Consider the following 17,378-nt stretch of genomic DNA (forward strand, 5'->3'; position numbering starts at 1 on the left):
GTACGGGGGCTGGCGGGCCTGTCTGAACCGCCGCGCGGGCCGGCGCCCCTGAGGGGCCCTGGAGCTGCAGGCGGCTCCGCCGCGTGGGCGCGATCGACCGAACACGGTCCGCAAGCCGCAGAGCCGCCTGCCGCTCCGAAATCTCAGGCGCGGGCGACCGTCACCCCACCGAGGAGTACGCCACCACACCGCGCAGCAACGCGTCGACCGCCTTGCGCGCGTTCTTCGCCACGGTCGAGCCCTCCACGGGCGCGGCGGCCGAGATCTGGCCGAGGACGTCGATGACCTGCTTGCACCAGCGCACGAAGTCGCCGGCCGGCATCTCGGCCTCGCGCAGCACCTCGTCGAGGCTCTTGCCGCTCGCCCACATGTAGGCGGCCCAGGCGAAACCGAGGTCCGGCTCGCGCTGGCCGACGCCCTCGGTCTGGTTGATCCGGAACTCCTCCTCGAGGCCGTCGAGCCGGCCCCAGATGCGCACCATCTCGCCGAGCGCGGCCTTGGCCTTGCCCGACGGCAGCTTCGGCGCCATCGCGTCGTCACCCACCCGGGCCTCGTACACCAACGCCGAGACGCACGCGGCCAGTTCAGGCGGGGCGAGCCCCTCCCAGACACCCTCGCGCAGACATTCACTGGCCAGCAGGTCCAGTTCGCCGTACAGCCGCGCGAGGCGCTTTCCGTTCGCGGTCACCTCGTTGGCGCGCAGGTAGTCCAGCTCCGTGAGCAGGGCGACGATGCGGTCGAAGGTGCGGGCGATGGTGTTCGTCCGGCCCTCGATACGGCGCTCCAGCTGCGAGGTGTCGCGCGACAGGCGGTGGTAGCGCTCGGCCCAACGGGCGTGGTCCTCACGGTCGTTGCACCCATGGCAGGGGTGGGCGCGCAGGGCCGTGCGCAGCCGGGCGATCTCACGGTCGTCGGCGGCCGCGGACCGCTTCTTGCGGTGCCGCTCCGCCGGGATGTGGCCGGCCTTGGTGCGCAGCGCGGAGGCGAGGTCCCGACGGGACTGCGGTGAGCGGGGGTTGAACGACTTCGGGATGCGCATCCGCTCCAGCGGCTCGACCGGCACCGGGAAGTCCATGGACGCGAGCCGTTTCACCTGCCGCTCGGCGGTCAGCACCAGGGGGCGCGGGCCGTCCTGGTGCTCGAAGCCGCGATGGCCGTTGGAACGGCCGGCCGGCAGCCCCGGGTCGAGCACCAGGGCGAGGCCCGCGTACTTGCCGGTGGGGACGTGGATGACGTCGCCGGGCTTGAGCTTCTCCAGGGCGACCGCCGCCTCTGCGCGGCGCTGTACGACGCCCTGCCGGGCCAGCTCCGTCTCACGGTCCTTCAGTTCGCGGCGCAGCCGGGCGTATTCCTCGAAGTCGCCGAGGTGGCAGGTCATGGACTCCTTGTAGCCCTCGAGCCCCTCTTCGTTGCGCTGGACCTGGCGCGAGATCCCGACGACCGACTTGTCGGCCTGGAACTGCGCGAAGGACGTCTCGAGGAGTTCGCGCGAGCGGTGGCGGCCGAACTGCTCGACCAGGTTGACGGCCATGTTGTACGACGGCCGGAAGCTGGAGCGCAGCGGATAGGTACGCGTGCCCGCGAGGCCCGCGAGGTGCTCGGGGCTCATCCCGCGCTGCCACAACACGACCGCGTGGCCCTCGACATCGATGCCGCGGCGGCCGGCGCGGCCGGTCAGCTGGGTGTACTCGCCGGGCGTGATGTCCGCGTGCTGCTCGCCGTTCCACTTGACGAGCTTCTCCAGCACCACCGAGCGGGCGGGCATGTTGATGCCGAGCGCCAGGGTCTCGGTGGCGAACACGGCCTTGACCAGGCCGCGTACGAAGAGTTCCTCGACCACCTCCTTGAACGTCGGCAGCATGCCCGCGTGGTGGGCGGCGATACCGCGCTCGAGGCCTTCCAGCCACTCGTAGTAGCCGAGGACGTGCAGGTCCTCGGGCGGGATCGAGGCGGTGCGCTCCTCGACGAGGGCGCGCACCTGCTCGCGCTCCTCCTCACTGTTGAGCCGCAGCCCGGCGTACAGGCACTGCTCGACGGCGGCCTCGCAGGCGGCTCTGCTGAAGATGAACGTGATGGCGGGCAGCAGGCTTTCGGCGTCGAGCCGTTCGATGACCTCCGGTCTGCTGGGCGTCCACACCCGGGCGCGCTGTCTGCGCTCCCGCTCGCGGTCGGCCTCGCGCATGGCGCGACCGCGCCGGCGGTCCGTGTAGGAGGGGCGGCTCGCCTCCATCCGGGCCAGACGGGTCAGGTCGGGGTTGACGGCCTTCCGGTGGCCCTCACCCTCCTCGAACAGGTCGTACATCCGGCGCCCGGCCAGCACGTGCTGGAACAGCGGCACGGGCCGGTGCTCGGAGACGATCACCTCGGTGTCGCCGCGGACGGTGTCGAGCCAGTCGCCGAACTCCTCGGCGTTCGACACGGTCGCCGACAGTGACACCAGCGTCACCGACTCGGGCAGATGGATGATGACCTCCTCCCACACGGCGCCGCGGAAGCGGTCGGAGAGGTAGTGCACCTCGTCCATGACCACGTAGCCGAGGCCGAGGAGGCTCTGCGAACCCGCGTAGAGCATGTTCCGCAGGACCTCGGTGGTCATCACGACGATCGGGGCGTCCGAGTTGACGCTGTTGTCGCCGGTGAGGAGGCCGACCTTGTCCGCGCCGTAGCGGCGGCACAGGTCCGAGTACTTCTGGTTCGACAGCGCCTTGATGGGTGTCGTGTAGAAGCATTTCTTGCTCTGCCGCAGGGCGAGGTGGACGGCGAACTCGCCCACGATCGTCTTGCCGGAGCCGGTGGGCGCGGCCACCAGTACGCCCTTCCCCGCCTCGAGCGCCTCGCAGGCCTCGATCTGGAAGGGGTCGAGGCCGAAGTCGTACATCTCGCGGAAGGAGGCGAGCGCGGTGGCCTGCTCGGCAGCGCGCCTGCGGGCTGCCGCGTACCGCTCGGCCGGTGAGAGGTCCTGTGTCATCGTACTTTCGAGCGTACCGGCCCCACTGACAACGGGACGATCATTATCAGGATCGGGCCCGTGACCGGCGGGGGAACGACAAGGGCCCCGACCGGTACACCGGTGGGGCCCGCTGACTGCGACGGTGGCGGGACGCTCCGCGACCGTGCCGGTCAGGTCACGTCGTCGTAGCCGTTGACCCGGTCCGTGCCGGAAGGTTCGGCCGCGGCACCGCCCGCCGAGACCGACTCGACCTCGCCGATGTCCTCGGGGGTGAGGTCCAGGTCGGAGGCCTCGTCGTCGCCCGGTCCTCCGGCGTCGCGGATCCGCTTGCGCCGGTCGTTGAGCAGCGAGAAGGCGACCGCGCCGAAGTAGAGCACCCAGATCGGCCCGGCCAGCGCCAGCATGGAGATCGGGTCGGTGCTCGGGGTCGCCACGGCCGCGAAGACCGTGATGCCCAGGATCATGGCCCGCCACCAGCCGAGCATCCGCCGGCCGGTGAGCACCCCGGTGAGGTTGAGCATGATCAGCAGCAGGGGCAGCTCGAAGGAGAGCCCGAAGACGACGACCATGCGCGTGACGAGCTGGAGCAGGTCGTCGAGCGGCAGCAGGTTGTCCACGCCGGTCGGCGTGAAGTCGATGAGCACCTTCGCGGTGGTGGGCAGCACCCGGTAGGCGAAGTACGCGCCGCCGAGGAAGAGCGGAACGCCGGTGCCCACGAACGCGTAGGCGTACTTCCGCTCGTGCCGGTGCAGGCCCGGCGCGACGAACGCCCACAGCTGGTACAGCCAGACCGGCGAGGCGAACACGACACCGGCCATGAGAGAGACCTGCAGCGCCAGGGTGAAGGGGGCGAGCAGGCCGTTGATCGTGATCCGCGCACACTGGGTGTGGTCGGTCGACTTCGCCAGTTCCGCGAAGGTCTTCCCGCAGCCGACCGAGTCGAGGATCGGCTTGGTGAGGAAGTTGATGATGTCGTTGTAGAAGAAGGCAGCGACGATGGTGACCAGGATGATGGCCAACATCGCCTTCGCGAGCCGGTTGCGGAGCTCACGAAGGTGGTCCGCAAGGGGCATCCGCCCCTCGGGGTCCTTCTCCTTGCGGGCAGGCTTGGGCAACCCACGTCCTCATCTCATGCGGCGGGCCGATGGATCCGGCCCTGCGTCAGCGCTGGGTGGTGTCCGTGGGCTCGTTGACCGGGCGGGAGCTGGTCACGTCACCGGGGGCCGCCTGGATGGTGCGCTGCGCGGACGCCTCGTCGTTCGGCGGGCCGGCGGGGGCGGACGGCTTGCCCTCGTCCTTCATCGCCTTGGCCTCGCTCTTCAGGATGCGCGCGGACTTGCCGAGGGAGCGCGCCATGTCCGGAAGCTTCTTCGCGCCGAACAGCAGGATGATGACGACGAGGATGAGAATGATCTCGGGAGCTCCGAGCCTTCCGAACATAAGTCTTTACCTTCTCACCGAGGCGGCATGGGTGGGCGTGCTGTCCGAACAGTCGGACATGTGTCCGACGCCCGTTCAGCGATCGTAACGCCCAGGGGTGAACGCGGGGCAATCCCTGTGCGTACTCCCGGTCTGCGGTCCGAGCCTCGATCTGCGGGCCGCGATCAGAGCGTACCTGTCCACGTACGGAAGAAGACAGGCTGCGGCAAGCCGTCCCCTGTCGGCGGGCGGCAGATGTGCGGCACACGGAGACCCCATTGAACTGGCTGCGCGTCTGCGGAAACGTTCCCGCACGCGGTGTCGGCCGAACCGGTGCCCGCTGCGGACTCACACCCTGTTCATATCCGTTCCGCGGCACGGGCGGCGCCGACGGACACCCGCTCCAGGTCCTCCGCGGCGCGGTTGATACGGCGCGTCGAGTCCGCGACCTGCCGTCCGAGGCGCTCCGCCTCCACGAACACGCGGACGGCGAGCACACCCAGAACGGCGAGCCCCAGGAACCCGAGGGCGATCGCGAGCATCGGCCAGAACATGACGTCGAGCCTAGAGGGTGGAGTGCAGCCGCAGGGTCCGCACCCCGCCCCCGGTGAGCAGTTCGACGATGCGGTCCCCCGCCGGCTTGCGGACCGAGGCGCCGCACTCGGGGCAGGTGAACGAGTAGAAGGTGGTCTTGCTGGTGGCACCGATGGCCAGCCGCAGCGCGCTCGCCCCCAGCTCGAAGCGGGCCCGGCAGTCCGGGCAGCCGGCCCTGAAGACCACGTCCGCCACCCTTCTCATACCGGCGAACGCCGTCCGCACCGACACCTCCGCGGCCTCGGCCGCCTGCGCCGCCGCATCGGCCAAAGCCTCGGGCCGCTCGGGAGTTCCAGACTTCGCCGACGTGCTCACAGCCCCTGCTCCTGCCTGTCGTACAGCCCGTCCTGAACCCCGTCCGGCCTGTCGTACGCCTCGAGCGCCTCGGCCGCCGCCCGGCGGGCGCTGTCCGCGAGGTCCTGCGGCGACACGATCCGTCCGTCGCGCCCGAGCCGCAGTGCCAGCCGGCGCAGCGACGCAGGATCCGGGGTCCGCAAGGTGATACGCAGCCCGCCGTCCGGCAACTCATCCGCGCTGTCGTGCGGGTAGTACTCGGCGACCCAGCGACCACCCGGACCGACCTCGACGACCACCTCGGGGTCCTCGGCGGCGGGCTGGACGAGTCCCTCGGAGAGGTCGCGCAGCTCGACCTCCGGAGGCGCCGAGGGTTCGTCCAGAATCCTGATCTCGGCGACCCGGTCCAGCCGGAAGGTGCGCCGCGCCTCCGAGCGGCGGCACCACGCCTCCACATAGGTGTGGCCCACGCTGACCAGGCGGATCGGGTCGATCTCGCGCTCGGTGACCTCGTCCCGGGCCGGCGAGTAGTAGCGGATCCACAGGCGGCGGCGCTCGGAGATGGCCCGGTCGACGTCCGCGAAGACCCCGCCCTCGGACTCGAAGGTCACCGAGAGCCGCGAGCTGGCCCCCGCCGCCTCACCGGCCGCGGTCTCCACCTTGGCGGTGGCCCGCAGCAGCGCCTGCCGGTCACTCTCCCGCAGACCCGGCAGGGTGGCCACGGCCCGCGCGGCCACCAGCAGCGCGGTCGCCTCGTCGGCCGCCAGGCGCAGCGGCTCGGCGGCCTCCGCGCCGAGCGCGGCCGGGTTGTGCCACCAGATGCGCTCGCCGTCGGTGTCGATGTCCAGCAGATCGCCGCCCCGGAAGCTGGTGCCGCACATCGGCAGCACATCGAGGTCCGAGACCAGCTCGTCCTCGGTGATCCCGAAGGCCCGGGCGACGTCCTCGATCCGGGCGCCGGGGCGCTCGCGCAGATAGGTCACCAGGGAGAGCATCCGCCGGGTCTGGTCGATGGCGTTGGCCGGTCTGGCCGGTTTGGCTGCCACTGTCGTACCTCTCCCCCTCAGCCCTTGGCCACGGCGCGCAGCCGGTCCACGACGTCGGAACGGAGCTCCGCCGGCTCCAGGACGACGACGTCCGGCCCGAACTCGACCAGCCAGGCGTCCAGGCCGTGCCCGTACGGAATCTCCAACTCGTCCCAGCCGTCGCCGAGTTCCCGCACGGCGGTGGCCTTCGCACGAAGGGGGTACCCCGCGTCCGTGCGCAGCCGGATCCGGGCCGTGCGGTCGGCCGTCTCCCCCGCCCAGCTCGCCACGGTCTCACGGACGGTGACCACGTCGGGCACCTGCGCGGTGAAGCCGCCGCCGCGGCTGCGCACCTTGCCGGTGATCCGGGAGAGCCGGAAGACGCGCTCGGCACCCCGGTCGCGGTCCCAGCCGGCCAGATACCAGTGGCCGCGCCAGCACTCGAGCGCCCAGGGCTCGACCTGCCGGGTCTCGGGGCGGGCGGCGTTGGCCTTGCGGTAGTCGAAGGCGACCGGGCGGCGGTCGCGGCAGGCGAGCATCAGCGGCTCGAACGCGGCCTCGTGCACCGGGATGCGCGGCTCCAGCGCCCCGTGGGCCTCGTAGGGGTCGACGTCCTCGGGAAGTCCGGCCGCGCGGAGCTTCTGCAGCGCGCCGCTCGCGGCTCCGGCGAGGCGGGCCTGCTGCCAGACCTTGGCGGCCAGACCGAGCGCGGCGGCCTCCTCGGCGTCCAGCGTGATCGGCGGGAGGCGGTTGCTGTCACGGCGGGCGAGGTAGCCGACCTCGCCGTCCAGGTTCTCCACGGTCTCGATGACCAGGCCCAGCTCGCGCAGGTCGTCCTTGTCGCGCTCGAACATGCGGTTGAAGGAGTCGTCGGACCCGCCCGTGCCCTTCTCCGGCCCGAACGCCTCGACATACGCCTCGATGGACTCGCGCAGCTCCCGCTTGCTGAGCGGCCGCCGCGTCCCCAGCAGACACAGCGCCAGGTTCATCAGCCGCTCGGCCTTGGCAATGGCCATCGACGCCCTTCGCCTCCCCATGATGCTTACGATCGACGACCGTACCGCTCGCGGGTGCCCCGGCAAAAGCCGAAGGCCCATGCCCGCACAGGCTTGGGCCTCAGATGATCGTTTCCGGTCGGGCACCGTGCCGCCGTCGTACGGCGACCGGCCCCGGTCCGACGACGCCCGCCCCGGCCGGATCCGGCGTATCGGCCGCACCCTGACCACCGGCGCGCGGCGACCGGTCCGCGCCCGACGCGACACGCCCGACGCGGCGGCGGGCGCACCCAGTGGGGCGGCGGTCACCCGCCCCCGGATCACCGCTCAGGGGATCCGGGAGGAGAGTGACCGCAGGAAGGTGACCGGGCCCCGGATCAGACCGCGACCAGGTCGCAGACGAAGATCAGAGTCTCGCCGGGCTTGATCCGGCCGCCCGCGCCACGGTCGCCGTAGGCGAGGTGTGCCGGAATGGTCAGCTGGCGGCGGCCGCCGACCTTCATGCCCTGCACGCCCTGGTCCCAGCCCTTGATGACCTGACCCACACCGAGCTGGAACTTCAGCGGCGTGCCGCGGTTCCAGGACGCGTCGAACTCCTCGCCTGTGGAGAAGGCCACGCCCACGTAGTGGACGGAGACGGTGTCGCCCGCCTTGGCCTCCGGGCCGTCACCCTCCCAGATGTCCTTGATCTCGAGGTCGGCCGGGGGCTCGCCGCCCGGGAAGTCGATCTCGGGCTTGTCGATGCTCACGTCAATAGCTCCTGCTAGTTCGTGTTGAGGCCATTGCGGCACCTCCGACACTCTCACATCCCTGAAGGCGTTACATCTTCGCCAGGATGTCGACCGAGAAGACGAGGGTGGAGTCCTTCTTGATGCTGCTGCCGGGCGGCGGGTTGTCGCCGTACCCCAGCTTCGGCGGGACGACGATGAGGACACGGCTGCCCACCTTCTTGCCGGTCAGCCCCTCGGCCCAGCCCTTGACGACCTGCTGCAGCGAGAACGACGCGAGCTGGCCTCGGCTGTACGTGGAGTCGAACTCCTTGCCGGTGTCCCACAGCACGCCCTTGTACTGCACCAGCACCGTGCTGTCCGCCGTGACCGCCGGGCCGTCGCCCTCCAGCACGTAGTTCGACACGAGGCCCGTCGGGGCCTTCGTCTTCGGCACATCGATGGAGGGGGCCTTGCCGTCGGTGTTCGTGCCCACCTTCGGCAGGTCCGCCCTGTTCTGCGGGACCGCCGTGCCCTTCGCGGAGCTCTTCCCGTTGAAGGCGTTCTCGATGTCCACCACGAAGACCAGCGTGTCGGTGCCCTTGATACCCGCCTGGGTATTGCCCTGCGCGCCGTACCCCCAGGTCGGGGGCACGGCCATCTCCACCCGGCTGCCGACCTTCTTGCCCGGCAGCGCATACCGCCATCCGTCGATGATGCCGCCCGGGGCCAGCTGGATCACCAGCGGCGTCTTGCGGTCGTAGGAGTTGTCGAAGACCTTGGCCGTGCTCCAGATCTGGCCCAGGTAGTTCGCCTGGATGTAGTCGTTCTCCGCGACCGGCTGGCCGGTGCCCGGGATCACCGTCCTGACCGCCAGGTCCTGCGGCGGGGCGCCGGGCCCCTTGGCGATGATCGGTTTCTCGCCGAACTTGGTACCCGAGGTGATGGCCGGCATCGGCCCCTCGACGATCTTCGGCGAGGGAGCGGCGGAGGTGGCGGGCGCCGTCGGGGACGGACTTGCGCTGGCCTTGCTCTTGCCGGACCCGCCGCCGCATCCGGCGAGCGTGACCAGTCCGGCGGGCAGGGCGGCAAGGAGGAGTGAACGTCGGCGCACGGTGGGGCCTCGTAATCGGTCGATCTTGATTGATGGCGTGCGCGCAACTCTACGACGTGAGGAGGGCGCCGCACGGCAAACGTGCGACGCCCGCGTTGCGTTCCGGCGATATCCGGGGAACGCCTCCTCACATTCCGGCGATCAGCTTCTCCACCCGGTCGTCCACCGACCGGAACGGGTCCTTGCACAACACGGTGCGCTGTGCCTGGTCGTTGAGCTTCAGATGTACCCAGTCCACCGTGAAGTCACGGCGCTGTTCCTGCGCCCGGCGGATGAAGTCGCCGCGCAGCCGGGCCCGAGTGGTCTGCGGAGGAACCGACTTGCCCTCGAAGATCTTCAAGTCGTTGCAGATCCGGGTGGCTTGGCCCTTCTTCTCCAGCAGGTAGTACAGGCCGCGGCGACGGTGGATGTCGTGGTAGGCGAGGTCTATCTGAGCGACCCGCGGATGCGACATCGTCATGTTGTGCTTGGCCCGGTACCGCTCGATGAGCTTGTACTTCATCACCCAGTCGATCTCGGTGCCGATCCGGTCCAGGTCCTCCGCCTCGATGGCGTCCAGCGTGCGGCCCCACAGCTCCAGGACCTGCTCCACGATGCCCGTACGGATCCCGCGGCGCTCGCAGAAGTCCACGGCCTTCTCGTAGTACTCGCGCTGCACCTCCAGGGCGGAGGCCTCACGACCGCTCGCCAGGCGCACCTTGCGGCGGCCCGTGATGTCGTGGCTGACCTCGCGGATCGCCCGGATCGGGTTCTCCAGGGTGAGATCCCGCATCACCGTGCCCGCCTCGATCATGCGCAGCACCAGGTCGGTCGCGCCGACCTTGAGCAGCATGGTCGTCTCGGACATGTTCGAGTCGCCCACGATGACATGCAGGCGGCGGTAGCGCTCGGCGTCCGCGTGCGGCTCGTCACGCGTGTTGATGATGGGCCGGGAACGCGTCGTCGCCGAGCTGACGCCCTCCCAGATGTGCTCGGCGCGCTGGCTCACGCAGTACACGGCACCCCGCGGCGTCTGCAGCACCTTGCCGGCGCCGCACAGCAGCTGCCGCGTGACCAGGAACGGGATCAGGATGTCCGCCAGCCGCGAGAACTCGCCGTGCCGCGCCACCAGGTAGTTCTCGTGGCAACCGTAGGAGTTGCCCGCCGAGTCGGTGTTGTTCTTGAAGAGATAGACGTCGCCCGCGATTCCCTCCTCGTGCAGGCGGCGTTCGGCATCGACCAGGAGCCCTTCGAGAATGCGCTCACCGGCCTTGTCGTGAGTGACCAGTTCGATCACGTTGTCACATTCGGGTGTCGCATATTCCGGATGTGAGCCCACGTCGAGATACAGGCGGGCACCATTCCGCAGAAACACATTGCTGCTGCGGCCCCATGACACGACACGGCGGAAGAGGTACCGCGCCACCTCGTCAGGCGACAGGCGGCGCTGTCCCCTGAACGTGCACGTGACGCCGTACTCGTTCTCCAGCCCGAAAATGCGGCGGTCCATGAGTGAACATTACGCCCGATCCCCCGAGCTGAAACGAGGTTCGACAGCACGGTTTGGATCATTTTCCGGTGAAGCTGCAACCACCGCACCCCCAGCGGGAGCTGCGAGGACCCGCCCCGCCGCCAGCAGCACCAGCAAGGACACCGCCCCGGCGGCACCCGGCAGCGCGAACCCCCACAGCGCGCCGCCCGCCTGCACGACCGGCCCCGCAAGCCCCGTACCGACCGACGCCCCCACTGTGAACGTCGTCACGAGCCACGAGAACGCCTCGGTGACCGTCCCGCTCGGCGCATGCCGGTCCACGATGATGAACGCACAGGCGATACAAGGCGCCAGAAACACCCCCGCGAGCGCCGTGAGCAGCACCATCGCCACCACACCCGGCATCAGCATCAGCGGCAGATAACACACCGCCAGAAGCCCCACGAGCACGCGCAGTCGCCGCTCCGGCGCACCCGACCAGCGCCGCGCCCCGTACGCGGTGCCTCCGACCAGGGCCCCGAGCCCCAGAGCGGCCATCAGCCAGCCGTACACCCCGTCGCCGCCGTGACCGTCGGCGTACGAGACGGCCGCCACCGTGATGGAGCCCAGCGCGATCCCCACGGACAGGAACGCGCCGAGCAGCGCCAGCAGCCCCCGCGAACGCAGGGCACCGAGCCAGTGCGCCTCACGGGGCGCCGAGCGCCACCCGCGCGACGGCGGCGAGACGACGACCGACAGCGCCCCCAGGACGCCGATGACGTTGAGTACGACCAGGGCCACCCGGGCGGACCACACGGCCGCGCACACGGTCACCAGCAGCGGGCCGACGGTGAACATCACCTCCTGGGCGACGGCGTCCATCGCGTACGCCGTGGGCACCTGCTCCTTGCGGCGCAGCACGACCGGCCACAGAGCACGCAGACCGCCCTCCAGAGGGGGCGTGAACAGCCCGGCGACCGCCACGGCGGCATACGCCCATCCGGGTGGCTCGACGCCCGTCAGGGCGAACCCGGTCATCGCGAGGGCGGAGACCACCGCGGCCGGGAGCTGCACCCGTGGCTGCCCGCGCAGATCCACGAGACGGCCGAGCAGAGGCTGGCCCACCGCGTTCGCCACCCCATACACCGCGGCGAGCGCACCGGCGAGGCTGTAGGTGCCGCCCTCGGCCCGCACGAACAGCACCACCGCGATCGCCGCGGTCGCGTTCGGCAACCGGCCCACCAGCGTCCCGACCAGCAGGCGCGCGGCATGCCTCTCCCGGAGGATCTCGAGGTAACCCGCGGTCATGCCCGCCCCTTCTCCTGCTCCATCGCCTGCCGTCCCCGGACTTCCGCGAGCTCCGCCGTGCCGGTGACCCGTGACGTTGTACGTATAACGTCCTCCGCCATACGTACCATGTGCGCTGTCCAGGAGTCCAGACGAAAGAGCAGGCCCACGGTGGCACCAGGTAGCACGCGACCCACCAGCCGCGATGTCGCCCAGGCCGCCGGCGTCTCCCAGGCCGCCGTCTCCCTCGTCCTCGGCGACAAATGGCGCGGCCGCGTCTCCGAGACCACCGCCGAACGAGTACGCGAAGCCGCACGCGAACTCGGCTACCGCCCCAATCTCGCCGCCCGGAACCTGCGCCTCGGCCGCACCCGCACCGTCCTCCTCGTCGTCCCCGCCCTCACCACCGAATTCTTCGCCGGCGTCTACACCGGCGCCGCCCGCGTCGCCGCCGAACACGGATTCGGCGTCGTCCTCTACCCCTCACCCGAGGGCGTCGGCCCCGCCAAAGACCCCTTCCACTCCGCACAAGCCGCACTGGACGGCGTCATCGCCTCCTCCATGGCCGCCGACGCCCTCAGCGTCATCCGCGGCGACCAGCTCCCCCTCGTCATGCTCGACAGCGATCCCCGGGGCAGCCTGGGAGCCGCCACCGTCAACCTCGACATCGCCGACGGCATACGCCAGGTCGCCGACCACCTGCTCGCCCTCGGCCACCGGCGATTCCTCCACCTCGCCGCCGACATCCCCTCCTGGACCTTCGACGTACGAGCCCGCGAACTGGCCGCACGCCTCGCAAAGGTCCCCGGCACCAGCCTGGCCGCCGCCCGCGCACCCATCTCCATCGACGACGCCCTCGCCGCCGCCGAAGCCGCCCTCGCCGCCCCCGGCCCCCGCCCCACCGCGCTCGTCTGCGACGACGACAAACTCGCCGCCGGCGCCTACAAGGCCGCCCGCCGCCTCGGCCTGCGCATCCCCGACGACCTCTCCGTCACCGGCCTCGACGACCTCGCCCTCGCCACCGCCCTCGACCCCGAACTCACCACCGTCCGCCTCGACGCGGAACTCTTCGGGGAACGCGGCATGCAAGCCCTCCTCGCCGTCCTCGAAGGCCGTACCCCGGAACAGGGCGACATCCCCGTCCAACTCGTAGTACGGGGCTCCACCGCCCCTGCACGCCCCTGACACACAGCAGTGCGCCCCGGCCGTTCCCGGCCGGGGCGCACTGCATGGCTCACCACGCCGCGCCGCACCCTCACAGTGCGACGCCGACGATCACTCCTCGTCCTCGGAGGACTCCTCCTCCGCTTCGGCAGCCGTCGCCACACCGTCCGCCGCCAGCAGACGCGAGAGCTGACGGCCCACGATCCGCTTGAACTTGCGCGCCTGCGGCCGCGTACGGTCCAGCACCGCAACCTCCAGGCGCTCCGCGGGAATCTCCCGCTCGCTGCCGTTCGTGTCACGGGACAGAGCCTGAACGGCCAGCTTCAACGCCTCCGCCAGCGTCATACCGTCCCGATGACGCTGATCCAGGAAGCTGCTGATCTGCTCCGCATTGCCACCGACCGCCACCGAACCGTGCTCGTCCACGATCGACCCGTCATGCGGCAGACGGTAGATCTGATCGCCCTCCGGGGTCTCCCCCACCTCGGCGACCACCAGTTCCACCTCGTACGGCTTCTCCGCCGCACTCGAGAAGATCGTGCCCAGCGTCTGGGCATACACGTTGGCGAGGCCCCGAGCGGTCACATCGTCACGGTCGTAGGTGTAGCCCCGCAGATCGGCATACCGGACACCGCCGATCCGCAGATTCTCGTACTCGTTGTACTTACCGGCCGCCGCAAAACCGATCCGGTCATAGATCTCACTGAACTTGTGCAGCGCACGGGACGGGTTCTCCCCGACGAACACGATGCCGTCGGCGTACTGCATCACGACCAGACTGCGGCCCCGCGCGATGCCCTTGCGGGCGTACTCCGCCCGGTCGGCCATGGCCTGCTGGGGGGAGACATAGAACGGCGTCGACACCGGTTACCCGTCCCTTTCTGTCGAAGTCACACGATCACCTTCACCACAACCAGGGCCGGCGTCAGAGCAAGGCGGCCTTCGGACCGTCCGGCTCCTCCAGACGACGCTGCAGAACCGCACGGGCGAGGTCACCCGCCTCGTCCTCGGTGAGCCGGCGGAAACCGTCCTCGGTGATCACGGTGATAACCGGATAGATCCGGCGGGCGACATCGGGACCACCCGTCGCCGAGTCGTCGTCCGCCGCGTCGTACAAGGCCTGGACCACCAAGGTGGTGGCCTGCTCCTCGGTCAGCTCGTCACGGAAAAGCTTCTTCATGGCGCCGCGCGCGAAGATCGACCCGGAGCCCGTGGCCGCGAATCCGTGCTCCTCGGAGCGGCCGCCCGTCACGTCGTACGAGAAAATACGGCCCTTCTCCCGGTCCACGTCGTAACCGGCGAAGAGCGGCACCACGGCCAGGCCCTGCATGGCCATACCGAGGTTGGAACGGATCATGGTCGACAGGCGGTTCGCCTTGCCCTCCAGGGACAGCTGCGCACCCTCGACCTTCTCGAAGTGCTCCAGCTCCAGCTGGAACAGCTTCACCATCTCCACGGCCAGACCCGCCGTGCCGGCGATCCCGACCGCCGAGTACTCGTCCGCGGGGAACACCTTTTCGATGTCGCGCTGCGCGATCACATTGCCCATGGTCGCCCTGCGGTCACCGGCGAGCACCACACCGCCGGGGAACGTCACGGATACGATGGTCGTGCCGTGCGGGGCCTCGATCACGCCCTGAGTCGGTGGCAGCTGCCGGTTGCCGGGCAGCAGCGTGGGCTGGTGCTCGGACAGGAAGTCCATGAAGGACGACGACCCAGGCGTCAGGAAGGCAGCTGGTAGACGCCCGGTGCTACGAGGATTGGCTTCCACGCGTTTCCTTCCAGGTATGTCGCAGCCCGCCGTGTGACGTCGGGCCGACCCTTGAACTGCCCCAGTGCGGCATTGCAGCTGAAGCACAGTACGCCACGGACCCTACCCGTGTTGTGACGGTGATCCACATGCGTTGCCAGGGCCGTTGGACATATGCAGCAGACGCCTCTGCGGGAGGCGATCAACTCGTCGCGTCCGGCTTCGGTGATGCCGTACTGACGCTTCGAACGGTCGGAGCGCCGCGTCGCGGCCCTGAACACCTGGCAGCGCGTGGACAACGGCGGTTGCGTTCCGATGCCACTCGCTCCTTGCCCTCGTCACACCCCAGGCGGTGCTTGTGCCTTGCGGGAACGCCCGATCCACGCGCCGTCCTGCCCTGAGCCTCACGGCGGCGCCGGTACGCCACTGCCCCGCATTCGCGGCAACGGTCCTCAAGCCCGTCGAGCTTCGACGTGTTCGCCGCGAATGCGCTGGTGGGGAGAATCCGCTTGCATGCCGGGCAGTTCTCCCCGGCACCCAAATCGGACACGTGGTGCTATTCCCCACCCTTTTGGACAAATGACCGAACGAAGTCCTCTGCGTTCTCCTCGAGCACATCATCGATTTCGTCGAGGACAGAGTCCACGTCGTCACTCAGCTTCTCGTGCCGCTCCTTGAGGTCCTCCGAGGCCTGCGCGTCCTGGGCCTGCTCCTCGACCTCCTCCGTGGAGCGCGTCGCCTTCTGCTGTCCGCCGCCGGTGTCCTTGGTCGCCATAACCGTCACCCCGCTCAGTTCGCCCGACATGGTCGGCATTCCTGCCGATCGGTGATGATCAGACCCTACAATCCCGGTCCGACATCGGCCCCGCAGTTACTCCAACGTACGGGGGCCACCTCGATGATTCCCGGCCGCCGGGATTTACACCCCGGTCGGCCGGGACCGCCCGTGCGGGCCGGTCAGCCGCCTGACAGGACCCTGACCAGGTCCTCCGCCGTACGGCAGCGGTCGAGGAGCTCCTTGACGTGATTACGCGTTCCGCGAAGCGGTTCCAGGGTTGGCACCCGCTGCAGGGAGTCACGGCCGGGCAGGTCGAAGATGACCGAGTCCCAGGAGGCCGCCGCGACGTCGTCCGCGTACTGCTCGAGGCAGCGTCCGCGGAAGTAGGCCCGGGTGTCCTCCGGGGGCTTCGTACGGGCCCGCTCGACGTCGTCCTCGGACAGCAGCCGCTTCATCTTGCCGCGCGCCGCCAGACGGTTGTAGAGGCCCTTCTCGGGGCGTACGTCGGCGTACTGGAGGTCGACCAGGTGGAGCCGGGCGGCGTCCCAGTCGAGGCCGTCACGGCGCCGGTAGCCCTCCATGAGTTCCCGTTTGGCGACCCAGTCGAGTTCGCCGGCGAGGCTCATGGGGTCCCGCTCCAGGCGGTTGAGGGTGTCCTCCCAGCGGGTGAGGACGTCCTTCGTCTGCTCGTCGGCCTCCCCACCGAAGCGCTCCTCGACGTATTTGCGCGAGAGCTCGTAGTACTCCATCTGGAGCTGGACGGCGGTGAGCGTCCGGCCGCTGCGGAGGGTGACGAGGCGCTTGAGGGTGGGGTCGTGCGAGACCTGGTGCAGGGTGCGTACGGGCTGGTCGACGGCCAGGTCGACCGCGATGAAGCCGTCCTCGATCATGGACAGGACCAGGGCGGTGGTGCCCAGCTTCAGGTAGGTCGAGATCTCGGAGAGGTTGGCGTCTCCGATGATGACGTGCAGGCGGCGGTACTTCTCGGCGTCCGCGTGCGGTTCGTCGCGGGTGTTGATGATGGGGCGCTTGAGGGTCGTCTCGAGGCCCACTTCGACTTCGAAGTAGTCGGCGCGCTGGCTGAGCTGGAACCCGTGTTCGTGTCCGTCCTGGCCGATGCCGACGCGGCCGGCGCCGGCGAAGACCTGGCGGGAGACGAAGAACGGGGTGAGGTGGCGCACGATGTCCGAGAAGGGGGTTTCCCGCTTCATCAGGTAGTTCTCGTGCGTGCCGTAGGAGGCGCCCTTGTTGTCGGTGTTGTTCTTGTAGAGGTGGATCGGCTGGGCGCCGGGGAGCTGGGCTGCCCGTTCCGCGGCTTCGGCCATGATCCGCTCGCCGGCCTTGTCCCAGAGGACGGCGTCGCGGGGGTTGGTCACCTCGGGGGCGCTGTACTCGGGGTGCGCGTGGTCGACGTAGAGCCGTGCCCCGTTGGTGAGGATCACGTTGGCGAGGCCGATGTCCTCGTCGGTGAGCTGGCTGGCGTCGGCGGCCTCGCGTGCGAGGTCGAAGCCTCGCGCGTCCCGCAGCGGGTTCTCCTCCTCGAAGTCCCAGCGGGCCCGGCGGGCCCGGTGCATCGCCGCCGCGTAGGCGTTGACGATCTGGGACGAGGTGAGCATGGCATTGGCGTTGGGGTGCCCGGGGACGGAGATGCCGTACTCCGTCTCGATGCCCATTACTCGCCGTACGGTCATGCGGCCCTCCTTGCCCGGCGGCGCCCTCGGTCGGGGGCGGCGCTCAGATACCGCTGGTGCTCCGGTGCGCGTGCGGTGCCCGTCCCCGCACGGCGCGACGCGGCGGTACGAAGAGCCTAGAACGCCTTTGCGCTGGTGGGGAGATCATTTGCGTCATTGC

17 protein-coding genes are annotated in these 17,378 nt (G+C 69.8%); 1 reads left to right on the forward strand and 16 read right to left on the reverse strand.

Annotation, left to right across the window (positions count from 1 at the left end; genetic code table 11):
- Positions 1-160: 160 nt before the first annotated feature.
- The 11 genes from ABZ904_RS01325 to ABZ904_RS01375 form a co-directional block, all read right to left on the reverse strand.
- Positions 161-2,968 (reverse strand): DEAD/DEAH box helicase, encoded by a 2,808-nt coding sequence (locus ABZ904_RS01325; protein WP_361003089.1) that lies wholly within the window; start codon positions 2,966-2,968, stop codon positions 161-163.
- A gap of 152 nt (positions 2,969-3,120) precedes the next feature.
- Positions 3,121-4,065, reverse strand: a complete 945-nt coding sequence (gene tatC, locus ABZ904_RS01330; protein WP_359389683.1) for a twin-arginine translocase subunit TatC — start codon at positions 4,063-4,065, stop codon at positions 3,121-3,123.
- A gap of 46 nt (positions 4,066-4,111) precedes the next feature.
- Complete coding sequence (gene tatA / locus ABZ904_RS01335; RefSeq protein WP_361003085.1) at positions 4,112-4,390, reverse strand: Sec-independent protein translocase subunit TatA; 279 nt, start codon at positions 4,388-4,390, stop codon at positions 4,112-4,114.
- 338 nt (positions 4,391-4,728) lie between these two features.
- Positions 4,729-4,923, reverse strand: coding sequence for a hypothetical protein (locus tag ABZ904_RS01340; RefSeq protein ID WP_361003082.1), 195 nt, complete (start codon positions 4,921-4,923; stop codon positions 4,729-4,731).
- Between the two features lie 10 nt (positions 4,924-4,933).
- Positions 4,934-5,167 (reverse strand): hypothetical protein, encoded by a 234-nt coding sequence (locus ABZ904_RS01345; protein WP_359390225.1) that lies wholly within the window; start codon positions 5,165-5,167, stop codon positions 4,934-4,936.
- Positions 5,168-5,274: 107 nt separating this feature from the next.
- Entirely contained in the window at positions 5,275-6,303 is a 1,029-nt protein-coding gene (locus ABZ904_RS01350; RefSeq protein WP_359389674.1) for a WYL domain-containing protein, read from the reverse strand.
- A 17-nt stretch (positions 6,304-6,320) separates the two neighbouring features.
- Positions 6,321-7,298, reverse strand: coding sequence for a WYL domain-containing protein (locus ABZ904_RS01355; RefSeq protein WP_359389671.1), 978 nt, complete (start codon positions 7,296-7,298; stop codon positions 6,321-6,323).
- Between the two features lie 356 nt (positions 7,299-7,654).
- Positions 7,655-8,026: an FKBP-type peptidyl-prolyl cis-trans isomerase gene (locus tag ABZ904_RS01360; RefSeq protein ID WP_359389668.1), complete on the reverse strand. Its 372-nt coding sequence runs from the start codon at positions 8,024-8,026 to the stop codon at positions 7,655-7,657.
- Positions 8,027-8,096: 70 nt separating this feature from the next.
- Positions 8,097-9,098, reverse strand: a complete 1,002-nt coding sequence (locus ABZ904_RS01365) for an FKBP-type peptidyl-prolyl cis-trans isomerase (protein WP_359389664.1) — start codon at positions 9,096-9,098, stop codon at positions 8,097-8,099.
- 127 nt (positions 9,099-9,225) lie between these two features.
- Complete coding sequence (gene pafA / locus ABZ904_RS01370) at positions 9,226-10,587, reverse strand: Pup--protein ligase (RefSeq protein ID WP_359389661.1); 1,362 nt, start codon at positions 10,585-10,587, stop codon at positions 9,226-9,228.
- A 9-nt stretch (positions 10,588-10,596) separates the two neighbouring features.
- The gene (locus tag ABZ904_RS01375; RefSeq protein ID WP_361820454.1) at positions 10,597-11,856 is read right to left on the reverse strand and encodes an MFS transporter; all 1,260 of its coding nucleotides are present in this window, start codon (positions 11,854-11,856) and stop codon (positions 10,597-10,599) included.
- A 150-nt stretch (positions 11,857-12,006) separates the two neighbouring features.
- On the opposite strand from ABZ904_RS01375, the gene ABZ904_RS01380 reads away from it, so the two are divergent.
- Positions 12,007-13,020, forward strand: a complete 1,014-nt coding sequence (locus tag ABZ904_RS01380; RefSeq protein ID WP_361820457.1) for a LacI family DNA-binding transcriptional regulator — start codon at positions 12,007-12,009, stop codon at positions 13,018-13,020.
- Between the two features lie 90 nt (positions 13,021-13,110).
- On the opposite strand, the gene prcA is transcribed toward ABZ904_RS01380, so the two are convergent.
- The 5 genes from prcA to dop form a co-directional block, all read right to left on the reverse strand.
- Positions 13,111-13,863 (reverse strand): proteasome subunit alpha, encoded by a 753-nt coding sequence (gene prcA / locus ABZ904_RS01385; protein ID WP_359389652.1) that lies wholly within the window; start codon positions 13,861-13,863, stop codon positions 13,111-13,113.
- Between the two features lie 61 nt (positions 13,864-13,924).
- Positions 13,925-14,770: a proteasome subunit beta gene (gene prcB / locus ABZ904_RS01390; RefSeq protein WP_359389649.1), complete on the reverse strand. Its 846-nt coding sequence runs from the start codon at positions 14,768-14,770 to the stop codon at positions 13,925-13,927.
- The gene (locus ABZ904_RS01395; RefSeq protein WP_361820616.1) at positions 14,722-15,030 is read right to left on the reverse strand and encodes an endonuclease VII domain-containing protein; all 309 of its coding nucleotides are present in this window, start codon (positions 15,028-15,030) and stop codon (positions 14,722-14,724) included. The genes prcB and ABZ904_RS01395 overlap by 49 nt, the downstream gene beginning before the upstream one ends.
- Before the next feature lie 275 nt (positions 15,031-15,305).
- Positions 15,306-15,524 carry a ubiquitin-like protein Pup gene (locus tag ABZ904_RS01400; protein WP_020939002.1) on the reverse strand — a complete coding sequence of 73 codons (219 nt, stop codon included), beginning with the start codon at positions 15,522-15,524 and terminating at the stop codon, positions 15,306-15,308.
- Positions 15,525-15,706: 182 nt separating this feature from the next.
- Positions 15,707-17,218 carry a depupylase/deamidase Dop gene (gene dop / locus ABZ904_RS01405; protein ID WP_359389645.1) on the reverse strand — a complete coding sequence of 504 codons (1,512 nt, stop codon included), beginning with the start codon at positions 17,216-17,218 and terminating at the stop codon, positions 15,707-15,709.
- Between the last annotated feature and the right edge of the window lie 160 nt (positions 17,219-17,378).

Origin of the sequence: Streptomyces sp. NPDC046900, from assembly GCF_040644975.1 — a bacterium.
Classification (GTDB): domain Bacteria; phylum Actinomycetota; class Actinomycetes; order Streptomycetales; family Streptomycetaceae; genus Streptomyces.

Coding starts and splice junctions, on each gene's coding strand:
- ABZ904_RS01325 (WP_361003089.1), bottom strand. CDS start 2,968: ATGACACAGGACCTCTCACCGGCCGAGCGGTACGCGGCAGCCCGCAGG.
- ABZ904_RS01345 (WP_359390225.1), bottom strand. CDS start 5,167: ATGAGAAGGGTGGCGGACGTGGTCTTCAGGGCCGGCTGCCCGGACTGC.
- ABZ904_RS01375 (WP_361820454.1), bottom strand. CDS start 11,856: ATGACCGCGGGTTACCTCGAGATCCTCCGGGAGAGGCATGCCGCGCGC.
- tatA (WP_361003085.1), bottom strand. CDS start 4,390: ATGTTCGGAAGGCTCGGAGCTCCCGAGATCATTCTCATCCTCGTCGTC.
- ABZ904_RS01400 (WP_020939002.1), bottom strand. CDS start 15,524: ATGGCGACCAAGGACACCGGCGGCGGACAGCAGAAGGCGACGCGCTCC.
- ABZ904_RS01355 (WP_359389671.1), bottom strand. CDS start 7,298: ATGGCCATTGCCAAGGCCGAGCGGCTGATGAACCTGGCGCTGTGTCTG.
- dop (WP_359389645.1), bottom strand. CDS start 17,218: ATGACCGTACGGCGAGTAATGGGCATCGAGACGGAGTACGGCATCTCC.
- ABZ904_RS01340 (WP_361003082.1), bottom strand. CDS start 4,923: ATGTTCTGGCCGATGCTCGCGATCGCCCTCGGGTTCCTGGGGCTCGCC.
- pafA (WP_359389661.1), bottom strand. CDS start 10,587: ATGGACCGCCGCATTTTCGGGCTGGAGAACGAGTACGGCGTCACGTGC.